Source organism: Microvirga sp. M2 (genome assembly GCF_047497095.1).
Taxonomy (GTDB): Bacteria; Pseudomonadota; Alphaproteobacteria; order Rhizobiales; family Beijerinckiaceae; genus Microvirga.
In genome coordinates, this window is record NZ_CP134063.1 from 776722 (window position 1) to 794585 (window position 17864).

Here is a 17864-nt window from a genome sequence, read left to right on the forward strand (position 1 = left end):
GGGCGCTCACGCGGCGCGGTGCAGTTCGCCGCCCGGCATGGGATGCGGCACGCCCGTCGTGGTGGGAAGGCTGAGAGGAAGGCCGAGCGTCGAGCGGACGGCCAGGTAGCCGAAGGCCTGGGCCTCGAGGAAGTCGCCGTTCCAGCCCACGGCTTCCACGGGATCGACGGGAACGCCGAGGCGCTCGTGCAGCCGGCGCATGAAATGCGCGTTGAGGCGTCCGCCGCCGGTCACGAGCCAGCGCTGCGGCGCGCGCGGAACATGGCGCAGCGCAGCGACGACGGATTCGATGGTGAAGGCCGCGAGGGTCGCCGCGCCGTCCTCGTCCGAGAGCGCCTCGACGCCTCCGGCGCGTGCGTGAAAGTCCTGCCGGTCGAGGGATTTGGGGGCAGGGCGGTCGAAGAAGGGATTGCTCATGAAGGCGGCGACGAGATTTTCGTCCACCCGGCCGGATGCGGCGAGCCTGCCGTTCTCGTCGAAGCTCAGCCCCCTGCGGCGCAGGACGAAATCGTCGAGAAGCGCGCTGGCGGGGCCGGTGTCGAACGCGATCACCGTGTCGTGGCCGATATAGGTGACGTTCCCGACACCGCCGAGATTGAGGATCATGATCGGCTGCGCCAGCGTGCTCGCAAGCGCGCGGTGATAGAGGGGAACGAAGGGGGCGCCTTCGCCGCCCGAGGCGACATCCGCATGGCGGAAGCGGGACACGGTGGCGATGCCGAGTTCCCGCGCGACCAGCGCGCCGATGCCGAGCTGGCGGGTGAAGCGGATCTCCGGACGGTGATAAACCGTCTGGCCGTGAAAGCCGATCAGGCTTACCTGCCCTGCTTCTACGCCTGCCTCATCCATAAACGCTCGTATCGCGGCGATATGTGCGCTCGTGACCGCGCGCTCAATCTCCTCGAGCGGCTCGCTTTGCGCACGGGCGGGCTTGGCGATCAGCTCCTGGAGTTCCCGTCTCAGGTCGGCCGGATACGAGAACGTGCGGCCGGGTCCCGGCGCCACGAAGGCATCCCCGTCCGTTTCGACCATGGAGACGTCGATTCCGTCCATGGAGGTTCCGCTGATCACGCCAATGGCTTTGACGGGCGGGCGTTGCGACATCGGTTCCTCCGGGGCATCGGGCTGTTTCGCGAACCATAGCACAGGCCGGCAAGTGGTCCAGAGAGGTATGATATTGGACCATGACAGACCCCGGAACCTCCTCTATAAATTTCCCGCGGCTTCCAAGGGAGAAAAGACGCATGTTCAGGTCAACGCTGCGCGGCATGATGAGCGCGGGCTTCATGGTGGCGGCAATGGCGACCGCCTCGGCTCAGGTTCTGGAGATCGGAGCGGATAACGGCCCCACGGGCCTCGATCCTCACCTCATTACGGCCTTTCCGAGCTTCATGGTGGTGAACGGCAACATCTACGAGGGCCTCACCGCCGTCGACAAGGACCTGAAGATCGTCCCGAGCCTCGCCGAATCCTGGACCGTGTCCGGGGATGGGAAAACCTATACCTTCAAGCTGCGCCAGGGCGTGACGTTCCACGACGGTTCGCCCATGGAGGCGGCGGACGTGGTCGCTTCCGTGAAGCGTCTCCTGAACAAGGAGATGGCCTCGCCCCTCGCCAGCCGCCTCTCGGCCGTGGAGAGCGCCGACGCGGTCGATGCGCAGACCGTAGAGCTGAAGCTCAAGGAGCCGTCCGCGGCGCTTCTCAGCTCGCTCTCCCTGATCGCCATCGTGCCGCGCGCCATGGAGGCCAACAAGGACGCCCTGCAGAAGGCGCCCGTCGGCACGGGCCCCTTCAAGTTCCAGGAATGGCAGCCGAACGGCTATATCCTCCTGACCAAGAACGACGCCTATTGGGAGAAGGGGCTGCCGAAGCTCTCGGGTCTCAAGTTCAACATCGTGCCCGAATCCGCGACCCGTCAGGTGGGGCTGGCCAACGGCCAGTACGCCCTTCTGCCGAACATCGACGCGGCGACGGCCCTTCAGCTCAAGGGCAGGCCGAACGTGAAGCTCGCGGAGACCATGGATCTCGCCTACACGCTGATCGGCATGAACGTGTCGAAGCCGCCCTTCGACAACCCCAAAGTGCGCGAGGCCGTCAACTACGCCATCAACCGGCAGGAGATCGTGGACGCGGCGCTCTTCGGCGCGGGCGTGCCCGGCGGGCCGCTGTCGCCGGCGCTCAAGTCCTGGGCGCTCGATGTGAAGGAGTTCGGCTGCTACGCGCCCGATCCGGCGAAGGCCCAGGCGCTTCTGAAGGAGGCGGGCGTTTCCATGCCGGTCGCCGTGTCCATGAAGGTCCTGCCGCGCCAGGACATCAAGGACATCGCCCAGGTGGTGCAGGAGCAGATGAACAAGGCGGGCTTCAAGGTCGAGCTCGTCAACCAGGAGCAGGGCCAGTTCATTCAGGACTGGCGCAACAGCAACTTCGACATGTTCGCGTCCATCAATGCGGGCCAGCCGGATCCGGACGAGTATTTCTACCGCACCTTCCGTACGGGCGGCTCGACCAATGTGTTCAAGTATTCGGACCAGGAGATCGACGGCCTGCTCGACAAGGCCCGCACCCTGCCGGACCAGGCCGAGCGCAAGAAGGCCTACGACCAGGTGCAGAGGAAGCTCGCCTGCACGGGGCCGGTGGCGCATCTGACCTACGGCACCCTGTTCTCGGCCATGAACGACAAGCTCAAGGGCTATGACGTGATGCCGAACCGCTCGCTCATGATGCTGCGCGGCGCATCCTACTGACCGTTCTTCGCACCGGCGCGGCCTTTTCGAGGCTGCGCCGGTGCTTTTCTTTTTTCAGGAGAGCCTGTTCCCGATGAGCCGCGTTCTGCTCGCCCGTCTGATCGATCTCGTCATCGTTCTCTTCGGCGTGTCGATCATCGTCTTTCTGATGATCCGCCTGATTCCCGGCGACGCGGTGGCGATCATGCTGGGGGCGAACACCGAGATCACGCCGGAGCGCATGGCGGAGCTCAACCGGCGCGTCGGCCTCGACCGCCCCGTGATCGAGCAGTATCTGCTCTGGGCGGGATCCGCCCTGCGCGGCGATTTCGGCACGTCGCTCTGGACGGGGCGGCCGGTCTCGGCCGAAATCCTCCTGCATCTGTGGCCCACCCTCGAACTGACGGCCCTTTCGCTCGTGCTCGGGGCCGCTCTGGCCGTTCCCGTCGGCTGCCTGATGGCGCAGACGCGCGGCGGCGCGGCGGATGTCGCCATGCGGGTCGGGGCGATCGCAGGGCTCACGATCCCATCCTTCTGGCTCGGGATCGTCATGATCCTCCTGCTCTCCGCCTGGGCGCCCGGCTTCGCATCGCTGGGCTATGTGCCGTTCTCGGAGGACCCCGTCGGCAATCTCCAGCGGATGCTGCTGCCCTCCATCGCCCTGGCCCTGCCGATCCTGGCCAATCTCTCGCGCCTCGTGCGCTCGGCCATGCTCGACGCCCTGGGGCAGGATTATGTCCGCACGGCGCGCGCCAAGGGCCTGCCGGAACGGCGCGTGGTCTACAAGCATGCCCTGCGCAATGCGCTCATCCCGTTCCTGACCTCGGTCGGCATCATGACGGGCTATCTGCTCGGCGGCGCCATCGTGGTCGAGCAGGTCTTCGCCATTCCGGGCCTCGGGCGTCTGATCCTCGGGGCCATCGCCGAACGCAATTATCCCTTGATTCAGGCCACGATCCTCGTGGTGACGGCGGGATTCGTCATGGTGAACTTTCTGGTCGACTTCCTCTACATGCTCGTCGATCCGCGCGTGAGGGCCTGAGCCGTGGTGAAGTCTCTCGCCAGGACGATCACGAAGAACAAGCTTCTGACCTTCGCGGCGCTGCTCGTGGCGATCCAGCTCGTTCTCGCTCTCGGAGCCCCCCTGATCGCGCCTTACGATCCCATGGCGCAGAGCGTCGCCCGCCGCCTGAAGGGGCCGAGCGAACTCCACTGGCTCGGCACCGATCAGCTCGGCCGCGACGTGCTCACGCGCATTCTCTACGGCTATCGCACGTCGCTCATCGCCTGCGTGCTCGCCGTCGGCATCGCGCTCTTTGCGGGTGGAGCGCTCGGGCTCGTCGCGGCCTTCTATCGGGGCTGGCTCGACCGGATCATCATGCGCGTCATGGATGTGCTGTTCGCCTTTCCGGTCATGCTGCTGGCGATCGGCATCATCGCGGTCCTCGGGCCGCACACCTTCAGCGCCGCCGCCGCCATCGCGGTAGTCTACACGCCGATCTTCGCGAGGCTCCTGCGGGGGCCCGCCCTCGTGCTGTGCGAGAGCGAATTCGTGGCGGGCGCGCGCGCCATCGGGGCTTCCGACGCGCGCATCATCTTCCTGCATATCCTGCCGAACCTGGCCTCGGTCATTCTCGTCCAGACGAGCCTCCTGTTGTCGGCCGCCATCCTGGTGGAGGCCTCGCTCTCCTTCCTCGGACTCGGCACGCAGCCGCCGACCCCGTCCCTGGGACTCATGCTCTCGGAAGGCCGCAACTTCCTCATGCTCTCCCCCTGGAGCGCGATCTTCGCCGGGTTCGCGATCCTCTTTCTGTCCTTCGGCTTCAACCTGCTGGGCGACGCCCTGCGCGATACGCTCGACCCGCGGTTGAGGGGGCAGTCTTGATCGTGAGACAGGCGAGGATCGGAGATATTCCGATCCTGTCCCAGGTCGCGGCACGCTCCTATCGCGCCGCCTTCTCGGCGATCCTGGAGCCGGAGGCGCTTGCGAACCGTGACGCGGCCCTGTTCGCCGAGCGGTTCGCATCGTCCTGGCGGCGCATGCTTGTCGCCGTGCAGCGGGACGAGCCGATCGGCTTCCTGCTGATGACCGATGGCCATATCGACATGCTGTTCATGGATCCCGACGCGAGCGGACGGGGCGGGGGCGCGCGCCTCCTCGCGGAGGCGGAAACCCGGGGCGCGAAAAGCCTCGAATGCTTCCGGGACAATCACGGCGCGCGACGTTTCTACGAGCGTCACGGCTGGCGCGTCACGCGCGAATACGAGCGGGACTTCGCAGGCCGCAATCGCAGCTTCGTGTTCTACGAGAAGGGCGAGGTTGTCTAGGACAACGCTTCGCCTGCGATCCATGTGTCCTGCACATGCAGGTCTTCGTCGAGCAGGACGAGGTCGGCCCGATAGCCCGATGCGATGCGTCCGAGTTCGTGGTCGAGCCTCAGGAAGGCGGCCGGAACGAGGGAGGCCATCCGCAGAACATCCGGGAGGCCGAGGCCCAGCCGCTCCACGCTGTTGCGGATCGCGGACGCCATGTCGAGATCGGAGCCGGCGAGCGTTCCGTCCTCCGTGGCGAGCCTGCCGTCCTTGCGGTAGATCGTCCGGCCGTGGAGATCGAAGGTCTTCATGTCCGTGCCCGTCACCGCCATGGCGTCGGTCACCAGCATCATGCGCTCCGTGCCCTTGGCCGCAATGGCAAGCCGCAGGGCGGCATCGCTCACGTGGTGGCCGTCCACGATCAGCCCGCACCAGGCGTCGCGATTGTCGAGGGCGGCTCCCACGGGGCCGGGGTCGCGTCCCGCGAGCGGCGGCATGGCGTTGTAGAGGTGCGTGAAGCCCCTGAGGCCGTGGCGGAAGGCTTCCATGAGCGTGCCGTAGTCGCTCATCGTGTGGCCCGCGCAGACGAGCACGCCCTCCGTCGCCAGCCGGGCGATGGTCTCCATGCTGTTGCGCTCGGGCGCGAGCGTCACCAGGGTGCGCCCTTCCTTCAGGGACGTCAGGACACGAAGGTCTTCGTCCTCGAGGGGCCGGATGAAGTCCGGGTTGTGGACGCCCTTCTTGGCCGGATTGATGAAGGGGCCTTCGAGATGGATGCCGAGAATGCCGGGAAGGCCGGCCGCCAGGGCGGCCCGCGCCGCCTCGACGGCCTCCGCCATCTTGTCCCGGGTGTCGGTGATGAGGGTCGGCAGCAGGCCGGTCGTGCCGTATTTGCGGTGCGCGGCCGCGATCGTCTTGAGGCACTCCGGGCTGCGCTGATCGTTGAACATCAGGCCGCCGCCGCCGTTCACCTGAACGTCGATGAAGCCGGGAGCGAGCAGGCCCGTCACCGGGCGGCGCTTGACGCCCGCGCCGAGGTCGCGTTCCGGCGGGACCGCGACGATGCGGCCATTCTCGATGACGGCCGCGCGCCCTTCGAGCATGTGCGTTCCGTCGAAGATGCGGGCGCCGGTGAGGGCAAGGGGCATCAGACCGTCTCCGTGACCTTGCGCAGACGCGGGGGATTGTCCGGGTTGCGCCCGCGCGCCAGCGCGATCGCGTTCACGAGCGGATAGAAGCTCTGAATCATGGCGATCGGGGCGAGATAGGGATGCACGTTCTCGACCGAGGGCAGCATCACGGCAGCCGGGCCTTCGGCCGCGCCGGCCACCACGACGGGAACGCCCTGATCGTTGAGCTTCGTGACGAGATCGTTCACGCCGCTCAGCGTCTCGTCGCGCTGGCTCAGGACCAGGATGGGGAAATGATCGCCCGCCAGGGTCCAGGGTCCGTGCATCAGTTCGGCGGCGCTCATGGCTTCCGCGTGGACGCCGGAGGTTTCCTTCAGCTTCAGGGCCGCTTCCTGCGCGACGGCAAAGCCGACGCCGCGCCCGACGACGAAGAGGTTGTCGGCCGCGGACAGCCGGGGAAGCGCGGCCGACCAGTCGATGGCGGCGGCCTTCGCGAGCACGTCCGGCAGGGTGTCGAGCGCCGACAGCAATTCCTTGTCCTCAGACCAATGCGCGACGAGCTGAAGCCCTGCGGCAAGCGCCGCGATGAAGGACTTCGTCGCGGCCACGCTCTTCTCGGGGCCCGCATGGAGCGGGAGCACGACCTCGCATGTGGAGGCCAGCGGCGAGGTGGTGTCGTTGACGAGCGCGACCGTCAGCGCCCCGTCGTCGCGCCCGGCCTGGGCGAGGTTGAGAATGTCGGGGCTGCGGCCCGATTGGGACACGGCGAGAAAGAGCGCGTCGCGCATGCGCGGGCGGGCTTCGTACACCGAGGTCACGGAAGGACCGACGGAGGCCGTGACGAGGCCCGAATGAATCTCGAGCATGTATTTGACGAAGGTCGCGGCATTGTCCGAGCTGCCGCGCGCGCAGGTCACGGCGAAGGGCGGCGGCGATGCGCGCAGGCGCGCACCGAGGTCCCGGCACAGGGGCGCGTTCTCGACGAGCAGGCGTGCGACGACCTGGGGCGCCTCGCGGGCCTCGGTCAGCATGGCGGTCATGGCGGAGGAATTCTGGTCAGGCATCATGTTGGATCCGTTCGGGCTGGCTGATGGTCAGCTCGGCCACGAAATCATAGGCATCGCCCCGGTAATAGGACGAGGTGAACTCGACGACCTCGCCCGTCGCCGCAAACGATCGCCGCTCGATGTAGAGGGCAGGGCTCTGGGGTGGAACGTGGAGGAGTGAGGCCTGTTCCTCGTTCAGGAGCACCGCGTGCAGCCTTTGCAGCGCGCGAACGGGCATGAAGCCCTGCTCGTGCAGCGCCGCATAGAGCGACTGCTTCACGAGGCCCGGATCAGGCAGAAATCGGGACGGGAGCACCGCGTGCTCGATCGCCATGGGAATGTCGTTGGCCATGCGCAGGCGGTTGACGCGGCTCACCGTTTCGCCGGGCGAGAGGCCCAGCGCCATCAGCTCGTCGGGCGAGGCGGCTCCGGTGGACCGGCTCAGGAGCACGGCGGAGGATTGCAGACCGCGCGCCGACATGTCGTCCGTGAAGCTCGACAGCCGCGAGAGCGGCTGCTCCAGGCGCATCTGCGGCGCGATGAAGGTGCCCGAGCCCCAGCGCTGGACCAGCACGCCCTTCCGGACCAGGCCGGTGATGGCCTTGCGCACGGTCACGCGCGAAATGCCGAGCTGCCTCGCGAGATCCCGCTCGCCGGGAAGGGCGTCGTCCGCTTTGAGGGAACCCTTGCGGACGGCATCCTCGATGGATTGCTGAAGCTGCAGGTAGAGCGGCGTGGGATTGCTCTCGTCCAGGGGAAGGGCGAGGGCCGCCGTCGCGTGGCCGCTCATGCCGGCCTCCGGGAGGCGGCGCTGCGTCCGAGAAGGATGGCGCCGTCCAGGGCGTCCGCCTGCGGCGGCACGATCGTCCGCTGAACCGGCGGCGGCATCCACGGGCGCAGGGGCTCGGCCAGGCCGCCGAACAGGCACAGGGCCGGCGCGCCGAGTTCCAGGAGCCGTGTCGCAATGCGCGTGGCCCCGGCGGCCGCGTCCTGGATCAGCGCGATGCCGAGCGGATCGCGCCGGTCGGCATGGGCGAACACGAGGGGCGCATAACGGGCATAATCGCCCGGGCGGGCCGTGCCGACCCAGTCGACGAGCACCTCGAGATCGTTGCTGAACTCGGCGAGCAGCGCATCGGAGAGCGGCGTGGAGGCAATCCGCCCGTCATGGGCCCAGACGCAGCGGCGCAGAAGCTCGCGTCCCAGGGCGGCTCCGCTACCCTCGTCGGAAATCTCGAAGCCCCAGCCGCCCACATAACGGCATTGTCCGCCGACGCCGCCGTAGCCGCAGGAGCCCGTGCCCAGGATGAGAATGGCGCCGTCGCCGCCGTTGAAGGCGCCGAGCCAGGCGGTATGGGCGTCCGTATCGATGGAAAAGGACGCGAAGGGGTGCGGACGGGACAGGAGCCGTTCGACGGCGCTCGCCTGTCCCGCGCCTGCGGCCCCCATCCCCACATGCGTCGAAGCGAAGACCTCGTCCCGAAGCCCCGCCTGGGCCAGGGCCCCGCGGCAGGCGGTCAGAATGGAGTTCCAGACCAGATCGGGATCGAGGCGGACATTGGAGGGCCCTCCGGAGCCTTCCCCCAGCAACGTCCCGTCCGCATCCCGCAGCCGCGCCCGGCATTTCGTGCCGCCGCCGTCGATGCCGAGAAACAGGGGAATGCTCATGGGGAAGGAGGACTTTCAGGAAAGCGGAAGACCAGACCGGTATGATGCCACTTAATATCCAGTTGGGAAAGGGGCGCGGGGCCGCCATACCCAGGCCTTTCCGGGCAGGGGCTCCGTGGAGGCTTCATGTCTCCGAGACCGCCGCCGCGATCCGGGACGCGAGGGAGCCGCCGAGAATGACGGAGGGCTTGTCCGACGCGACGACCCTGCCGCCCGCCACGAACGCCATCTGGTCGGCCAGGTCGGCGACGTCCTCGGGCGTATGGATCGTCATGAGGATCGTGACGGGTCGCCGGCGGCGCAGATCGTCGACGAGGCGGACCATGTCGCGGCGAAGGCCCGGATCGAGGCTGCTGAAAGGCTCGTCGAGGAGGATCATCGGCCTCCCCGAGACGAGGGCGCGCGCCAGGGCCACGCGCTGGCGCTGCCCGCCCGACATCTCGCCGGGCCTGCGCGCGCTGAAGCCCTGCAGGCCGACGGATTCCAGCGTCCCGTCGATGAGACGCGCCTCGTCGTCGGACATGCGCAGGGACGGCCGGATCCCCAGGGCGACGTTCTGCCCCGCCGTCAGATGCGGGAAGAGATTATGGTCCTGAAAGACGATCGCGACGGGGCGCTTGGCCGGTTCGAGGGGCAGAAGATCGATCCCGTCGAAGGCGAGCCTTCCGCTCTCCGGCGTCTCGAAGCCCGCGATCATGTGGAGCAGGGTGGTCTTCCCGCCGCCCGAGGGGCCGACGACGGCGCACAGGGCGCCCTTCTGCACCGTCAGGGAGTAATCGGCCGTAAAATCCGGCCATGTGAGGCGGCAGTTTTCAATCACCAGCATGAGACAGGCGGCCCGAAACATGAGCGAGGACAAACGCGACGAGGACGATGAAGAGGCCGACGGCCGAGGCTTCGTCGAGCCGGTACGATCCCAGGCGCTCGAAGAGGAGATAGGGCAGAGTGACGAGATCCTGCCCGCCGAACAGGGCGATGATTCCGAAATCGCCGAACGAGAGAGCCATGGCGAGCGCGAAGGCGGAGCCGAAGGGACGCCTGAGCAGGGGCCAGTCCATGATGGCGAGCTTGGTCACGCCGGCAAGTCCCAGGGACGCGGCGATGCGGCCATACCGTTCCTCCGCCGTCAGGAGGCGCGGCGCGAGCGAGCGATAGGCGAAGGGAATGGCCGCGAGGCCGTTGATCAGGGGCAGGAGAATGAGGCCCGCCGATGCGGGATCGGCAAAGCGCCGCACGATCAGGAACAGGCCGGCCGTCAGCGCGAAGGGAGGAACGGCCAGCAGGGTGTTGGGCAGGATGTCGTAGAAGGCCGCGATCCGTGGCGAGCGGTGAACGACGCGCCAGCGCCGCGCGGCGGATGCGAGGGCGAGCGTGGACAGGCAGGCGATCGTCGCGGCAAGGGCGGCGATCGCCATGCTCGTGACGAAGGCGCGCGCGAGGTCCCGGTCGATGACGGAGACGATATGGCTCAATCCGCCCAGAGGGCTGAGCGCGAGGGGGGCGATGAAGAGCGTTCCGGCCCCGAGGATGGCGGCGTCGAGAATCTTCAGGCGCCGGTCGCGCGCGTCGGGGCGCTCGACGAGTCCCCGGATGGTGTGGGCCGCCGGGGGGCGCGTCAAAGCCCAGTTGAGGACGCCCGTCAGGGTCAGGCAGATGGCGAGCTGGATCAGCGAGAGCCAGGCCGCGCGTCCGAAATCGAGGTCGATCTTCAGCGCTTCGTAGATGGCGACTTCGAGGGTGGACCGGGACGGCCCTCCGCCGAGCGCCAGCACGATGGCGAAGCTCTTGAAGCAGAGCAGGAAGACGAGCCCCGCGAGCCCCGGCAGTTCGGCGCGCAGCACCGGCCAGTCGAGATGGCGGAAGATCTGGCCCGGCGTGAAGCCGAAGGCCGATGCGAGGCGCCAATGCTCGGCGGGAACGAGGCTCAAGGAATCGAGAAGGATGCGCGCCACGAAGGGTCCGTTGAGAAACACGTGGGCGATCAGGATGCCGGGATAGCCGAAGATGCTGAAGCCGTTCGTCCATCCGACATGCGAGAGGATTTCCGCGGCCCATCCGCTTCGTCCGTAGACGGCGAAGACCGCGAAGACGGTCACGATGGTGGGAATCACCATCGTGGTGCCCAGAAGCGCCAGAACCGTGCTGCGCCCCGGAAAGCGGCGGCGCGCCAATGCGAGCGCCAGGGCCACGCCGAGCAGGAGGGAGAGAAGGGTGGAGAGAGAGGCCTGAACGATCGAGAAGGCCAGGACGCGCCAGAGATAGGGGCCGATGGAGAGAAGCGTCGGCTTCTCTCCTCCGACGACCGCAAGGGCGATGAAGCCGCCCGCAACCAGGGCCAGCAGGGCAAAGGCCACGAGGCTTCCGGGATGGGGCAGCGTTCTCGTCATTGAGATGCGGTCAGCGCGCCGTGGCGTTGAGCCATGTATCGGTGAAGGCGCGGCGGTTCTGCTGCACCTCCTCCGGCGTGAACAGCAGGGCTTTCCGCGGCTGCGCCAGATCCTTGAAGGCGGCCGGCAGGCCCGCGGCGGGCGTCCTGGCCGGCAGCATCCAGTTGCCCTCGGGCATGGCCGACTGGAAAGGCTCGCCGAGCACGAAGGCCATGAACTTCTTCGCGAGTTCGGGCTGCCGGGTCGTGCGCGTCATGCCGGCGATCTCCACCTGCATGTAATGTCCTTCCGAGAAGATGGCGGCCTTGTAGTTGGCCTTCTTCTCGACGGCGATGTGGTAGGCCGGAGACGTGGTGTAGGACATCACCATGTCGGCTTCGCCCTTCAGGAACAGGCCATAGGCCTCCGACCATCCCTTGGTGAAGGTGACGATGCGCGGCTTCAGCCGGGTCCATGCCTCGCCGGCCTTGTCGCCGTAGACCTTCTGCATCCAGAGCAGCAGGCCCAGGCCGGGCGCGCTGGTGCGCGGATCCTGCAGCACCACCTTCGGGCCGTTCGGATTCTCGACGAGCTCCTTGAGGCTCTTCGGGGGATTGGGGAGCTTGTCGGAATCGTACACGAACGCGTAGTAGCCCCAGTCGAAGGGAATGAAGGTGTCGTCGCTCCAGGCGATCGGCAGCGCCAGATCCTTCACCTCCATGCCGTGCGGCGCGAAGACGTCGAGCGCCCTGGCTTCCGCCGCGAGGTTCACGTCGAGGCCCAGGACCACATCGGCCTTCGTGCCGGCGCCTTCGAGGCGCAGGCGCCCGACGAGGCTTCCGGCGTCCTCGGCGGTGACCCAGGCAAGCTCGCACCCACAGGTCGCCTCGAAACGCTCCTTGACGGTCTTGCCCGGGCCATATTTTCCAGCGAACGAGCCATAGGTATAGACCGTGAGAACGGGTTTGCTCTGGGCAAAGGCGGCATTCGCCGCGAGAACGAGCGAGGCGAGGGTGAGAAGAGTTCGGCGTAACATCAAGAGTGCTCCCATGCATGATGCAAGCCGGGTCGGCGGCACAACTCGCACGGGGCGCAGCTTCGTCTGCGATGTCGCATGCTCATTCCCTCCGCCGGCATGACCCGGATCAGGTTCGACGGGTCGGCGGCCATTCCGCCTCTCAGCCCCTTCGTGAGGCTCCCCGTGAGACACAAGCGGTTCTAAGGGAGATCGTCCCTTATGACAAGCTGAGCTCCAAGAATCCGTTCCTGGAAGGATCCGTTCCTGGAAGGATCCGTTCCTGGAAGGATCCGTTCCCGGGCTCATGCGCCGGTCTTGCGGCCAAGAGACGATTCTGGTTGGTATGGAAAAAACAAGGACTTTTCTCGAATGAGCCTTTCCCAAACATGTGATGTCGCCCAAACATGTGATGTCGTCGTCGTCGGCCTCGGCGCCATGGGTTCGGCCGCGCTCTACCAGCTGGCGAAGCGAGGCGTGAAGGTGGTCGGCATCGACCGGTTCTCTCCGCCTCACGATCAGGGCTCGACCCATGGCGAGACGCGCATCACCCGCCAGGCGATCGGAGAAGGCGAGGTCTATGTGCCGCTCGTCCTGCGCTCCAACGAGATCTGGAAGGAGCTGGAAGCGGAGACCGGAGAGCGGCTTCTCGTGCAGAACGGATGCCTCATCATGGGGTCGAGCACGCCCGCCTCGGGCGGCGTGATCCGCTCCGCCTTTCTGGAGCGCACGCAGACATCCGCCATCGCCTACGATATTCCCCATGAGATGCTCGATGCGGCCGAGATCCGCCGTCGCCATCCGCAATTCATGCCCCGCGAGGACGAAATCGGCTATTTCGAGCCCGGCGGCGGCTATCTCAACCCGGAGCGGTGCGTCGCGGCCCAGCTCGATTTGGCCCGCGCCCTGGGGGCGGTCGCGCAACTCGGCACGCGCGTGATCTCCGTCTCGCCGGAGGGCAGCGGGGTGAAGATCGTCACGGATCGGGGAGAGCTTCTGGCCGGACAGGCGATCATCTCCGCCGGATCCTGGGCTTCCTCGCTTCTGGGCGCGCCGGTCGCGCGGCTGCTGTCGCCCGCCCGCCAGGTGATGCACTGGTTCGAGGTCGATCCGGAATACGCCGGGCACTGGTCGCAAAGCCCGGTCTTCGCCTGGGGGCATGGACCGAGCCCCAACGACTTCTTCTACGGCTTCCCGTCCTTGAGCGGCAGCAATGCGATCAAGACGGCGGGCGAGCAATATGACGCCTTCGTGCATCCGGACGAGGTCGAGCGGACCGTGACGCCTGCCGAGTCCGTCGCCATGTACGAGGCGCATCTCGCCGGCCGGGTCCGGGGCCTTCGCCCCCATGCCCAGCGTGCGGTGACGTGTCTCTACACGGTGACGCCGGATTCCCATTTCCTGATCGACCGGCATCCGGAGAGCGAGCGCATCCTCGTCGTGTCGCCGTGCTCAGGCCACGGCTTCAAGCATTCGGCGGCCATCGGCGAAGCGGCCGCGCAATGCATGGTCGACGGGACCAGCACGGTCGACATCTCGGCATTCGGGCTTTCCCGCTTCTCCCCCTGACGGTTCCGGCCGTTGCAAGCCTTATGAAAAAGCCCGCGCAGGTCCAAGGCCCGCGCGGGCTTTGAAACGGCCATCCCTGTCCGGGAGGGCGATCAGCGGCGGGAGTTCTTGTCCTTGCCGGAACCCGGCCCCATTCCGGCGCGGCGCAGGGCATCGGCCAGGGCTCCGCCGGAGGCGGCCGGGGCCGCGGCCTTCTTGTCGTTCTGCGAACGGTGCTTCTGGAACGCGCCGCGATTGTCGTCCTGGCGGCCGGAGGAGCGCTTCTCGACGGGGTCGCTCATGCGCATGCTGAGGGAAATGCGCTTGCGCGGAATGTCGACCTCGAGCACCTTCACCTTCACGATGTCGCCGGGCTTCACCACGTCGCGCGGGTCCTTCACGAAGGTGTCGGACAGCGCGGAGATATGAACGAGCCCATCCTGGTGCACGCCGATATCGACGAAGGCCCCGAAGGCGGCCACGTTCGTCACGACGCCTTCCAGCATCATGCCGGGCGTGAGATCGCTGATCTTCTCGACGCCTTCCATGAAGGTCGCGGTCTTGAACTCGGGACGCGGATCGCGGCCCGGCTTTTCCAGCTCGCTTAAGATGTCCTTTACGGTCGGCACGCCGAATTTCTCGTCCGTGAAGCTTTGGGGCGCGAGCTTCTTCAGCACGCCGCCGTTTCCGATCAGAACCTTGATGTCGCTCTTGGTCGCTTCGAGAATGCGGCGAACGACCGGATAGGCCTCCGGGTGCACGCCGGAAGAGTCCAGCGGATCGTCTCCGTTGGGGATGCGCAGGAAGCCCGCGGCCTGCTCGAAGGTCTTCGGGCCGAGACCCGACACGTCGGTGAGGGCTTTGCGCGTCTTGAAGGGGCCCTTGGTGTTGCGATGCGCGACGATGTTCTTGGCGACCCATTCGCCGAGGCCCGAAACCCGCGCCAGAAGCGGCGCGGAGGCGGTGTTGAGATCGACGCCCACCGCGTTCACGCAATCCTCCACCACCGCATCGAGCGAGCGGGAGAGCTTGTATTCGGCGAGATCGTGCTGGTACTGGCCGACGCCGATGGATTTGGGATCGATCTTCACCAGCTCCGCCAGCGGGTCCTGCAGCCGCCGGGCGATGGACACGGCGCCGCGCAGCGAGACGTCGAGATCGGGAAGCTCCTGGCTTGCATAGGCCGAGGCCGAGTAGACGGAGGCGCCGGCCTCCGAGACCATGATCTTGGTGAGTCTGAGGTCCGGGTGTTTGGCAACGAGTTCGCCTGCGAGCTTGTCGGTCTCGCGCGAGGCGGTGCCGTTGCCGATGGCGACGAGTTCCACCTTGTGCACGCGGCACAGGCGCGCGAGGGACGCGAGGGATTCGTCCCATTGGCGCTTCGGCTCGTGCGGATAGATCGTGTCCGTCGCCACCACCTTGCCGGTGGCGTCCACCACGGCCACCTTCACGCCCGTTCGGTAGCCCGGATCGAGGCCGAGCGTCGGGCGCGTGCCGGCGGGCGCCGCGAGCAGAAGATCGCGCAGGTTTCCGGCGAAGACCTTCACGGCCTCGTCCTCGGCGAGCTGCCAGAGCTTCATCTTCATGTCGAGCTCGATGGAGAACCGCAGCTTCGTGCGCCAGGCCCAGCGCACGGTCTCCAGAAGCCACTTGTCGCCGGGGCGGCCCCGATCGGCGATGCCGAAGGACAGAGCCGTGCGGCCCTCGTAGCGGCTGACGTAACCGGGCTCCCCCGCATCCTTGTCCTCTTCCATGCGAAGGTCGAGGATCTCCTCCTTCTCGCCGCGGAAGAGCGCGAGAATGCGGTGGGAGGGGAGTTTGGGCAAAGGTTCGGCGAAGTCGAAGTAATCGGAAAACTTCGCGCCGTCGGTCTGCTTGCCGTCGCGCACCTTCGAGGTGAGGGTGCCGCGCTCCCAGTAGATTTCGCGCAGCGCGCCCAGGAGTTCCGCATTCTCGGCGAAGCGTTCCACAAGGATGGAGCGCGCGCCCTCGAGCGCCGCTTCCGGCGTCGCGACGTCCTTGTCCGGGTTCACGAAGGCGGCGGCGGCCTCCTTCGGCTCGCGCTGCGGCTCGGCGAGAATGAGGTCGGCGAGAGGCTCGAGCCCCGCTTCCTTGGCGATCTGGGCCTTGGTGCGGCGCTTGGGCTTGTAGGGAAGGTAAAGGTCCTCGAGGCGCGCCTTGGTGTCGGCATCGTTGATCTGGAGCGCCAGCGCGTCGGTGAGCTTGCCCTGCTCGCGGATGCTGTCGAGGATCGTCTTGCGGCGGTCCTCCAGTTCGCGCAGATAGCGCAGGCGCTCGTCCAGGGTTCGCAACTGTGCGTCGTCGAGGGTGCCGGTGACTTCCTTACGGTAGCGCGCGATGAAGGGCACGGTCGCGCCGCCGTCGAGCAGATCGACCGCCGCCTTGACCTGCCATTCCTGGACATTCAGTTCGCTCGCGATGCGCTGACCGATGGATAGCATGGACCTCTCCGATATGACGATAAGGTGCGGCTTCTACGGGGTGCCGGCCCCCGGGGTCAACGGCCTATCCCCAGCCCCGGGGTCGCAGTGCCTCAAGGGAAGGATCGGGGAAGGATCGGGCGAAAGGTTCGCCAAATTCCTCTTGGCTCCCGGGGACGGGCCGTATAGACCATCCGGCCCTCCACCGAATTGAACCGGGTCCGCCATGTCCTCCTTGCAAGATCTTTCCATCGGCATCGACTTCGGAACCAGCAATACGGTCGTGGCGGTCGCCGATGCGCGCGGGAACGTGGAGGCGCTGACCTTCGAACACGGCGGTGAAAACCTGAAGGTCTACGTCACTGCTCTCTGTTTCTGGGACGAACGCCATGGCAACGGCCTCAAGACGCAGGTGGAGGGCGGACCCTGGGCCATCGAGCAGTTTCTCGAGGGCCTCGATCCGCACCGTTTCATCCAGTCGTTCAAGACCTTCGCGGCCAGCGCGACCTTCCAGGAGACCCGGATCTTCCGCGACCGTTACCGCTTCGAGGATCTTCTGAGCACGTTCCTGCGCACGCTCGTGCGCCATGGCGGCTCGCGGCTCGACTGGGGCGCCCGCAACGTGGTGATCGGACGGCCGGTGCAGTTCGCCGGCTACAATCCGGACGACGATCTCGCCATGCAGCGCTACCGCGCGGCCTTCGGCAAGCTCGGAGCCGATCACGCGCGCTATGTCTATGAACCCGTCGGCGCCGCCTTCTTCTACGCGCGCGCGCTCAATCGCGATTCCACCGTGCTGGTGGCGGATTTCGGCGGCGGTACCAGCGATTTCTCCGTGATGCGCTTCTCCCGCGCGAGCGGCGTCCTCCGGGCGGAGCCGCTCGGCCATTCCGGCATCGGCATCGCGGGCGACGCGTTCGACTACCGCATCGTCGACCATGTGGTCTCGCCGCGGCTCGGCAAGGGCGGGCTCTACCGGTCCATGGGCAAGACGCTGTCGATCCCCAATCACTATTACGCCAATTTCGCGCGCTGGAACCAGCTCGCCATGATGAAGGGCAGCGGCGACCTGAAGGAGCTGCGTGAACTGGCGAAAGTGGCGCTCGAACCCGAGCCGCTGGAGAAATTCATCGACATCATCGAATACGACCTGGGATTCGCGCTCTATCGCGCCGTTTCCGCCACAAAAGTGGCGTTGTCGAACGAGGAGGAGACGAAGTTCCGCTTCAAGGCCGAGGGCGTGGACATCGGGGCGACGATCTCCCGCGCGGATTTCGAGGGGTGGATCGCCGAGGACGTGAGGCGGATCGCCGAGACGGTCGACGAGGCGATCGCCCGATCGGGCATTTCGGCGGCCGATGTCGACAGGGTGTTTCTGACCGGAGGCACCTCCTTCGTGCCGGCGATCCGCCGTCTCTTCGCGGAGCGCTTCGGCGAGGAGCGGCTGGCTTCGGCCGATCAGTTCGAATCGATCGCCTATGGTCTGGCTTTGATCGGCCAGACCGACGATCCCGGCCGTTGGGCGGTCCGGGACAGCTTGGCGGCCGCGACATAAGATTACGCTTGCGGATGAAGGCGGGGAGGAGTTTTATTTCGCGGTGCAGCATGAACGCC

15 protein-coding genes and 1 riboswitch are annotated in these 17864 nt (G+C 66.8%); of the genes, 6 read left to right on the forward strand and 9 right to left on the reverse strand.

Annotated elements, in window-relative coordinates:
- Window positions 1-6: 6 nt before the first annotated feature.
- The gene (locus RE429_RS03695; RefSeq protein ID WP_414473031.1) at window positions 7-1104 is read right to left on the reverse strand and encodes an anhydro-N-acetylmuramic acid kinase; all 1098 of its coding nucleotides are present in this window, start codon (window positions 1102-1104) and stop codon (window positions 7-9) included.
- A 140-nt stretch (window positions 1105-1244) separates the two neighbouring features.
- Between RE429_RS03695 and RE429_RS03700 the strand changes: the two genes are divergently transcribed.
- From RE429_RS03700 to RE429_RS03715, 4 genes are all read left to right on the forward strand, one after another.
- Entirely contained in the window at window positions 1245-2744 is a 1500-nt protein-coding gene (locus tag RE429_RS03700; protein ID WP_414473032.1) for an ABC transporter substrate-binding protein, read from the forward strand.
- A gap of 73 nt (window positions 2745-2817) precedes the next feature.
- The gene (locus RE429_RS03705) at window positions 2818-3765 is read left to right on the forward strand and encodes an ABC transporter permease (RefSeq protein ID WP_414473033.1); all 948 of its coding nucleotides are present in this window, start codon (window positions 2818-2820) and stop codon (window positions 3763-3765) included.
- 3 nt (window positions 3766-3768) lie between these two features.
- A complete protein-coding gene (locus tag RE429_RS03710) occupies window positions 3769-4608 on the forward strand; it encodes an ABC transporter permease (RefSeq protein WP_414473034.1) in 840 nt (279 codons plus the stop codon).
- A 2-nt stretch (window positions 4609-4610) separates the two neighbouring features.
- Window positions 4611-5051 (forward strand): GNAT family N-acetyltransferase, encoded by a 441-nt coding sequence (locus tag RE429_RS03715; protein ID WP_414474292.1) that lies wholly within the window; start codon window positions 4611-4613, stop codon window positions 5049-5051.
- Here the strand turns inward: RE429_RS03715 and nagA are convergent.
- The 7 genes from nagA to thiB all read right to left on the reverse strand — a co-directional run bounded on the left by nagA (window position 5048) and on the right by thiB (window position 12282).
- Entirely contained in the window at window positions 5048-6184 is a 1137-nt protein-coding gene (gene nagA, locus RE429_RS03720) for an N-acetylglucosamine-6-phosphate deacetylase (RefSeq protein WP_414473035.1), read from the reverse strand. The genes RE429_RS03715 and nagA overlap by 4 nt on opposite strands.
- A complete protein-coding gene (locus tag RE429_RS03725; protein ID WP_414473036.1) occupies window positions 6184-7233 on the reverse strand; it encodes an SIS domain-containing protein in 1050 nt (349 codons plus the stop codon). Before RE429_RS03725 ends, nagA begins: the two co-directional genes overlap by 1 nt.
- Complete coding sequence (locus tag RE429_RS03730) at window positions 7223-8002, reverse strand: GntR family transcriptional regulator (RefSeq protein WP_414473037.1); 780 nt, start codon at window positions 8000-8002, stop codon at window positions 7223-7225. The genes RE429_RS03725 and RE429_RS03730 overlap by 11 nt, the downstream gene beginning before the upstream one ends.
- The gene (locus RE429_RS03735; RefSeq protein WP_414473038.1) at window positions 7999-8880 is read right to left on the reverse strand and encodes a BadF/BadG/BcrA/BcrD ATPase family protein; all 882 of its coding nucleotides are present in this window, start codon (window positions 8878-8880) and stop codon (window positions 7999-8001) included. Before RE429_RS03735 ends, RE429_RS03730 begins: the two co-directional genes overlap by 4 nt.
- Window positions 8881-9004: 124 nt before the next feature.
- A complete protein-coding gene (locus RE429_RS03740; protein WP_414473039.1) occupies window positions 9005-9706 on the reverse strand; it encodes an ATP-binding cassette domain-containing protein in 702 nt (233 codons plus the stop codon).
- Complete coding sequence (locus RE429_RS03745) at window positions 9693-11267, reverse strand: ABC transporter permease subunit (RefSeq protein ID WP_414473040.1); 1575 nt, start codon at window positions 11265-11267, stop codon at window positions 9693-9695. Before RE429_RS03745 ends, RE429_RS03740 begins: the two co-directional genes overlap by 14 nt.
- 10 nt (window positions 11268-11277) lie before the next feature.
- Window positions 11278-12282 carry a thiamine ABC transporter substrate binding subunit gene (gene thiB / locus RE429_RS03750; RefSeq protein WP_414473041.1) on the reverse strand — a complete coding sequence of 335 codons (1005 nt, stop codon included), beginning with the start codon at window positions 12280-12282 and terminating at the stop codon, window positions 11278-11280.
- A 68-nt stretch (window positions 12283-12350) separates the two neighbouring features.
- Window positions 12351-12458, reverse strand: a riboswitch (TPP riboswitch).
- 175 nt (window positions 12459-12633) lie between these two features.
- Here thiB and solA point away from each other — a divergent pair.
- Window positions 12634-13830, forward strand: a complete 1197-nt coding sequence (solA, locus tag RE429_RS03755) for an N-methyl-L-tryptophan oxidase (RefSeq protein ID WP_414473042.1) — start codon at window positions 12634-12636, stop codon at window positions 13828-13830.
- A gap of 92 nt (window positions 13831-13922) precedes the next feature.
- Here solA and RE429_RS03760 read toward each other — a convergent pair whose 3' ends face one another.
- Window positions 13923-16271, reverse strand: a complete 2349-nt coding sequence (locus RE429_RS03760) for a Tex family protein (protein ID WP_414473043.1) — start codon at window positions 16269-16271, stop codon at window positions 13923-13925.
- 205 nt (window positions 16272-16476) lie between these two features.
- Between RE429_RS03760 and RE429_RS03765 the strand changes: the two genes are divergently transcribed.
- Window positions 16477-17805 carry an Hsp70 family protein gene (locus RE429_RS03765; RefSeq protein WP_414473044.1) on the forward strand — a complete coding sequence of 443 codons (1329 nt, stop codon included), beginning with the start codon at window positions 16477-16479 and terminating at the stop codon, window positions 17803-17805.
- The last annotated feature ends 59 nt before the right edge of the window (window positions 17806-17864 follow it).

Excerpts from the sequence above, each read along its gene's own strand:
- RE429_RS03700 (WP_414473032.1), top strand. The coding sequence starts at position 1,245 with ATGTTCAGGTCAACGCTGCGCGGCATGATGAGCGCGGGCTTCATGGTG.
- RE429_RS03695 (WP_414473031.1), bottom strand. The coding sequence starts at position 1,104 with ATGTCGCAACGCCCGCCCGTCAAAGCCATTGGCGTGATCAGCGGAACC.
- RE429_RS03765 (WP_414473044.1), top strand. The coding sequence starts at position 16,477 with ATGTCCTCCTTGCAAGATCTTTCCATCGGCATCGACTTCGGAACCAGC.
- RE429_RS03725 (WP_414473036.1), bottom strand. The coding sequence starts at position 7,233 with ATGATGCCTGACCAGAATTCCTCCGCCATGACCGCCATGCTGACCGAG.
- RE429_RS03735 (WP_414473038.1), bottom strand. The coding sequence starts at position 8,880 with ATGAGCATTCCCCTGTTTCTCGGCATCGACGGCGGCGGCACGAAATGC.
- RE429_RS03745 (WP_414473040.1), bottom strand. The coding sequence starts at position 11,267 with ATGACGAGAACGCTGCCCCATCCCGGAAGCCTCGTGGCCTTTGCCCTG.
- RE429_RS03760 (WP_414473043.1), bottom strand. The coding sequence starts at position 16,271 with ATGCTATCCATCGGTCAGCGCATCGCGAGCGAACTGAATGTCCAGGAA.
- thiB (WP_414473041.1), bottom strand. The coding sequence starts at position 12,282 with ATGTTACGCCGAACTCTTCTCACCCTCGCCTCGCTCGTTCTCGCGGCG.
- solA (WP_414473042.1), top strand. The coding sequence starts at position 12,634 with ATGAGCCTTTCCCAAACATGTGATGTCGCCCAAACATGTGATGTCGTC.
- RE429_RS03705 (WP_414473033.1), top strand. The coding sequence starts at position 2,818 with ATGAGCCGCGTTCTGCTCGCCCGTCTGATCGATCTCGTCATCGTTCTC.
- RE429_RS03740 (WP_414473039.1), bottom strand. The coding sequence starts at position 9,706 with ATGCTGGTGATTGAAAACTGCCGCCTCACATGGCCGGATTTTACGGCC.
- nagA (WP_414473035.1), bottom strand. The coding sequence starts at position 6,184 with ATGCCCCTTGCCCTCACCGGCGCCCGCATCTTCGACGGAACGCACATG.
- RE429_RS03730 (WP_414473037.1), bottom strand. The coding sequence starts at position 8,002 with ATGAGCGGCCACGCGACGGCGGCCCTCGCCCTTCCCCTGGACGAGAGC.